At 50.4% G+C, this 4619-nt stretch carries 6 protein-coding genes; all 6 read right to left on the reverse strand.

Annotated elements, in window-relative coordinates; genetic code table 11:
- A partial coding sequence (locus R3177_RS13335; RefSeq protein ID WP_318971515.1) for an ArsA-related P-loop ATPase occupies positions 1-230 on the reverse strand: 230 nt, incomplete at its 3' end.
- Positions 221-493, reverse strand: a complete 273-nt coding sequence (locus R3177_RS13340; RefSeq protein ID WP_318971516.1) for a cory-CC-star protein — start codon at positions 491-493, stop codon at positions 221-223. The genes R3177_RS13340 and R3177_RS13335, both read right to left, overlap by 10 nt.
- Positions 490-2175, reverse strand: a complete 1686-nt coding sequence (locus R3177_RS13345; RefSeq protein ID WP_318971517.1) for a carbon starvation protein A — start codon at positions 2173-2175, stop codon at positions 490-492. The genes R3177_RS13340 and R3177_RS13345 overlap by 4 nt, the downstream gene beginning before the upstream one ends.
- A 127-nt stretch (positions 2176-2302) precedes the next feature.
- Positions 2303-2653, reverse strand: a complete 351-nt coding sequence (locus tag R3177_RS13350) for a YdbL family protein (protein WP_318971518.1) — start codon at positions 2651-2653, stop codon at positions 2303-2305.
- A gap of 13 nt (positions 2654-2666) precedes the next feature.
- Entirely contained in the window at positions 2667-2852 is a 186-nt protein-coding gene (locus tag R3177_RS13355) for a YnbE family lipoprotein (protein ID WP_318971519.1), read from the reverse strand.
- A partial coding sequence (locus R3177_RS13360) for a YdbH domain-containing protein (RefSeq protein WP_318971520.1) occupies positions 2849-4619 on the reverse strand: 1771 nt, incomplete at its 5' end. The genes R3177_RS13360 and R3177_RS13355, both read right to left, overlap by 4 nt.

The following is a 4619-nucleotide window of genomic DNA, read 5'->3' on the forward strand; positions in this document are numbered from 1 at the left end:
TCCCGGTCCGGATCTAACTCTAATCCATCCAGATTGGGCGAGAGACGAGTTGTGTTATCGCCAATCACCCGGTCAAAGGCATCACTTAAACTGTGCGCCGGATCGGTCGAGACCAGCAATACCTTGTTGCCGCGCTGACTGGCCAGAAGAGCCAGTGCGGCGCTGCAGGTTGTTTTACCGACGCCGCCTTTACCCCCTATCAGCAGTAAGCGCTTATCAGTTAACAACATCTGATATTGTCCAACGGTGAATGTGGCATACCCATGCGAATATGCCAGTCATGAAAACGCTCCAGCAGCAGGGGTTGTAATTCCAGCGTATAATAGCTGGCCGGGTTTGGCACCCCCATCATTTCCGAGAAAATCAGCAGCATAAACAAGTCATCCTGTTCACGTTTGGCCCGGGCGATGGCGCTGCGATAAGGTGCATTGTAGGCTTCTTCAGCATAAAAACTGGCCTGGCGCAGCCAGGCCTGAAGCTGTTTCAGTTTCATGATTTATCCGTTGCCGGGCTGGTTTTGTTGGCTTTAAGTTGCTTGGTCAGGGTCGCACTGCATTCTAATGACACCAGAATTGCCGCAACAAGTACCACCAGATCGAGCGTAAATAAAAACCAGTCGCCTTTATTGTAAAAGGTTTTAAGCTGGGTCAACAGTGCCAGTGTGGTCATCACCAGTAAAAATATCAGCGGTGTCAGGGTGTACCACATAGGCCGGCGTCTTTTCACCAGCATTACCGTAATTACCAGCAAAGTGAGTCCTGCCAGTAACTGATTAGTGGTCCCAAATAATGGCCAGATCAGCATACCACCGGCACCATCACCGCCGGCACCAAATGCCAGCAGCAGACAACTGCCGACGGCTAACAGCGTGGCGGGAGCTGCTTTTTGCATCCAGTCAATCTGATAAATATGACCCCATTCCTGAAATATGTAACGTTGTAAGCGCAAACCGGTGTCCATTGTGGTACCGGCAAACAGCACTACCATCACCGTTAACAGCGTTTGTGCCAGTACGGTATCAAGCCCAACTCCCTGCTGCAGTATGTTGGCACCGCCATTAATGAACGCAGAAACACCGCCCTGACCAAAACTATGGTAAATCGCCTGCCAGTCGGCAACGGTGGCAAAACCGGCGGTCGCGGCAATAATCGCCGCTAATGCCAGCGAACCTTCGCCCACGGCGCCAAAATAGCCTACAAACCGGACATCAGTCTCATTATCAAGCTGTTTGGAAGTGGTACCGCTGGACACTAAGCCATGAAAGCCGGAGATCGCGCCACAGGCAATGGTAACAAACAGCAGCGGGATCATTGAGGGGGTATTCTCCGGCAGATTAGTATTAAATGCCGGTGCTACCACTTCCGGACCAGAAATCAGTACAGCCCCGTACAGCAGAATTAACCCGATAAACAGCTGAATACCATTGATATAGTCGCGTGGTTGCAACAGCATCCACACTGGCAGTAGCGAGGCGATAGCTGCGTAACCAAATAAAATGATAATCCAGCTCTGATTATCACTAAGCGGGCCCAGGGTTTCAGGTAATGCCAGTGGTAGCAGGGGGCCTGCATAAATCATCGCGTAAAGTGCCACTACGCCAATGATCGTGACCATCAACAGATTAATCAGTTTGCGGTAGATTAACTGGCCAATAATCAGGGCAACCACGATGGCACCCCAGACCGGAATAGTGGCACTGGGGAAATTAATCAGCTGATTGGCAATGACCACGGCAAACACGGCATTAACCATCAGCAGTACCAGAAAGATAACAATCATAAAGATACTTCGGGCCCGGTTACCGACGATGTCGCCGGTTAATGACCCTATCGATTTAGCTTTATTGCGGGCACTGGCCCAGATAGCGCCGGCATCATGCACGCCGGCAAAGAAAATGGTACCAAAAACCACCCACAAAAATGCGGGCACCCAGCCCCAGATAACGGCGATAGCCGGACCAATGATCGGTGCCGCCCCGGCCACTGATGTAAAATGGTGGCCCCACAGCACATATTTGTTGGTTGGCACATAATCAATGCCATCCTGCAGTTCATGGGCCGGCGTCCGAAAATGCGGATCGACCTTAAAAATTTTCTCACAGATGAATTTAGAGTAGACAAAATAGCCCAGCGCCATGGCGCCTAAGCCCATCAACATTAAAAATATTGCGTTCATTCAATACCCTCTGCCCAGGATTTATGACTAGCTAAGCATAGTACATCAGGGAGCATTGAACAGGCATGCGACTAAAGTCTGATAGCCGGCTCAGCTGCTGCTGAACCGGTCACTGGCTGGCACAGGGTTAACGTTTACGTACCCAGTTGCCATCGATAAGAATAAAGTGACCAACAGCGGTTTTCTCTATTGCTTTTTGCCCGGCAATCGCTTCGACATCGGCAACCGCGATATCATTTTGCCTGGCCAGCCGGCTATATTCAGCGCGGCGGGCATCGTTAATCAGTTTGACCACGGCTTCACTTTTTTCCGTACTTTGCACCACACCCAGATAGCCATCAGGTTTTTCGCCGACCAGGCCCTGTGATTTAGTCTCACTCAGTGCTGCCATCGCTTGCTGCAGGTTCATTGCCATTACCGGTAAACTCAGCGCTAAAATCAGGCCAGCCAGTAAAATACGGATTTTTGTCATGTTCATCAGTATGATCTCCTTAAAATAAACCACTGTTTTCGCTGAATAACTCATCAAGCTGTTTATCTACTTTGATATAGATTTCATGCTGAATTTTGACGTTAAGATTAATATTAATCGGTTCGTTGGGCAGTTCTACCTGAACCTTCGGGGTACAGGCAAGCAGCAGGCTTGCTATTGCCGCCGCACCGGCTAATCGTTTCATGGCTTTTCTCCGTTAGCAGCTGACGCTGCTTGTTGTTGTTTAAGATGTTGCTTCACCCTTTGCGTAATCACATCATTAAGTTTACTGGTCAGTTGCAGGCTGGTGATGAGTGCCGGCACATCCTCTTCCAGATTTACATTTAAATTAATCGCCCGGCCTTGTTGCAGATTGGGGTTGCTGCCTTGTAATTTTAAACCCAGCACTAATTTACCGCTGGTGTCATAGCTGACATCACTGCTTAGCACCGTGTAATGAAAATTCTCCAGCGCGTCAAATACCAGTTTCATATTACGGTTCGATTTCGCCATAGCGCTGGCACTTTGCGACTGATATTGCAGGCGGCCGCCCGGCGCTTCTGCGGCAATGTAGCCGTTATTTACACTGATCCCGTTATTACTGATAACAATAGGCACGCTACCGGACAATTTGCCATTGCCAGTGAAATCATTAGTCGGGTGCTGCTGTAATAAACTGGCTAAATCGATTTGCTGTAATTGCAGCAGCAACTGGTTGGTGCGCTGACTGAAATCCAGCTGCTGGTTATTGGCGGTTATATGACCCTGCATCAGCTGCAGTTCTGCCTGCTGTAAGCTGATTGTCAGCTGTTCCGGTCGGTCAAGCGGCACTCTTGCAGAGCCAGTAAGTTGAAGAGGCCCCATCTCAAAACCATGGTTTAACCGGTTAAGGCGTAAGTTTTTGGTCTGCAGTGCTAAGTGGTCGTTGTCAACCGCGATATCAATGCTGGCCGTTAAGCCGGCAAACAGGCTGCGGTCATAAATCCCGCCCAGCTCCCCCAGCTGCAACTGGCTATTGCTGGTTAACTGGTTATCATCCAGCCTTACTTTGCCGCTGGCGCTGAGCTTGCCCCGGTTTAATGTCAGAAGCTCAGGCCAGCCGTTGATGGTTTTTGGCAGCGGGTTGCCGGCCAGTAAAAATACTTCGGCCAGCTGCCACTCCATAGCCAGCTTATTAGCTGCAGGCTGATAGTTCAGTTGGTGAGCCAGCGAGATGCCGGCATCATTACTAAGCTGGCCGTTTTCAATCGTTATTTGGGTTGTGTTACCACTTAGCAGACCCTGCCATTGCCAGCTCTGGTTAACCAGTGTCGCAGCACTGAGCGTATTGACGCTGAGATCCAGTTTGCTGTTAAAAGCCGTCAGCCCGGTTTCATCACCGCTTAACTGACTGTTTTTCAGAAATATTGTAAAGTCGCGTCCAGACAGGGTATCGCTGCTAAAGCCGCCACTGAGGGCGCTGCTATCAGAGAGCTGAAACTGCCAGCTGTCAGCTTGCCAGTGACCACTAAGCCGGGTTTTTAATGCAAGCGAAGTCACTGTTGCCGCCTTGTTTGCTAACTCCAGGCGGGCAATCCTGGCGTTTAAATCTGCGTTGCCAAGCCTGAACGACGGACTACCACTAAGATCAACAGTAAGTTCGCTGTCCAGCGTAAAACGACTGTCGCCGTCACTGCTCAACCGCAGCTGCAAAGGCAGGGTAGCCAGATTGAGCGGCTCAGTGGCATTGGCGCTGACAGTAAACTGCAGCGGACTTAACACCAGGCCGTATTTGCTTAGTGTCGTTGCCATTGTCAGCTCAGATAACCGGCCGGCGGCACTGAATTGCCAACGTTCAACACGCTGGTTCTTAAGGCGTAGCTCACCATTTAACTCGCCCTGAATTAGCCCGAGCGCTGGCAGATAAAATGGATCCGGCGCCCGGGCAATCAGCATCGCCTCAATATCATGGCTGCTGAATAAGCTACTCAGA

Source organism: Arsukibacterium sp. (assembly GCF_033722355.1).
GTDB lineage: Bacteria > Pseudomonadota > Gammaproteobacteria > Enterobacterales > Alteromonadaceae > Alishewanella.

Excerpts from the sequence above, each read along its gene's own strand:
- R3177_RS13340 (WP_318971516.1), bottom strand. The coding sequence starts at position 493 with ATGAAACTGAAACAGCTTCAGGCCTGGCTGCGCCAGGCCAGTTTTTAT.
- R3177_RS13345 (WP_318971517.1), bottom strand. The coding sequence starts at position 2,175 with ATGAACGCAATATTTTTAATGTTGATGGGCTTAGGCGCCATGGCGCTG.
- R3177_RS13350 (WP_318971518.1), bottom strand. The coding sequence starts at position 2,653 with ATGAACATGACAAAAATCCGTATTTTACTGGCTGGCCTGATTTTAGCG.
- R3177_RS13355 (WP_318971519.1), bottom strand. The coding sequence starts at position 2,852 with ATGAAACGATTAGCCGGTGCGGCGGCAATAGCAAGCCTGCTGCTTGCC.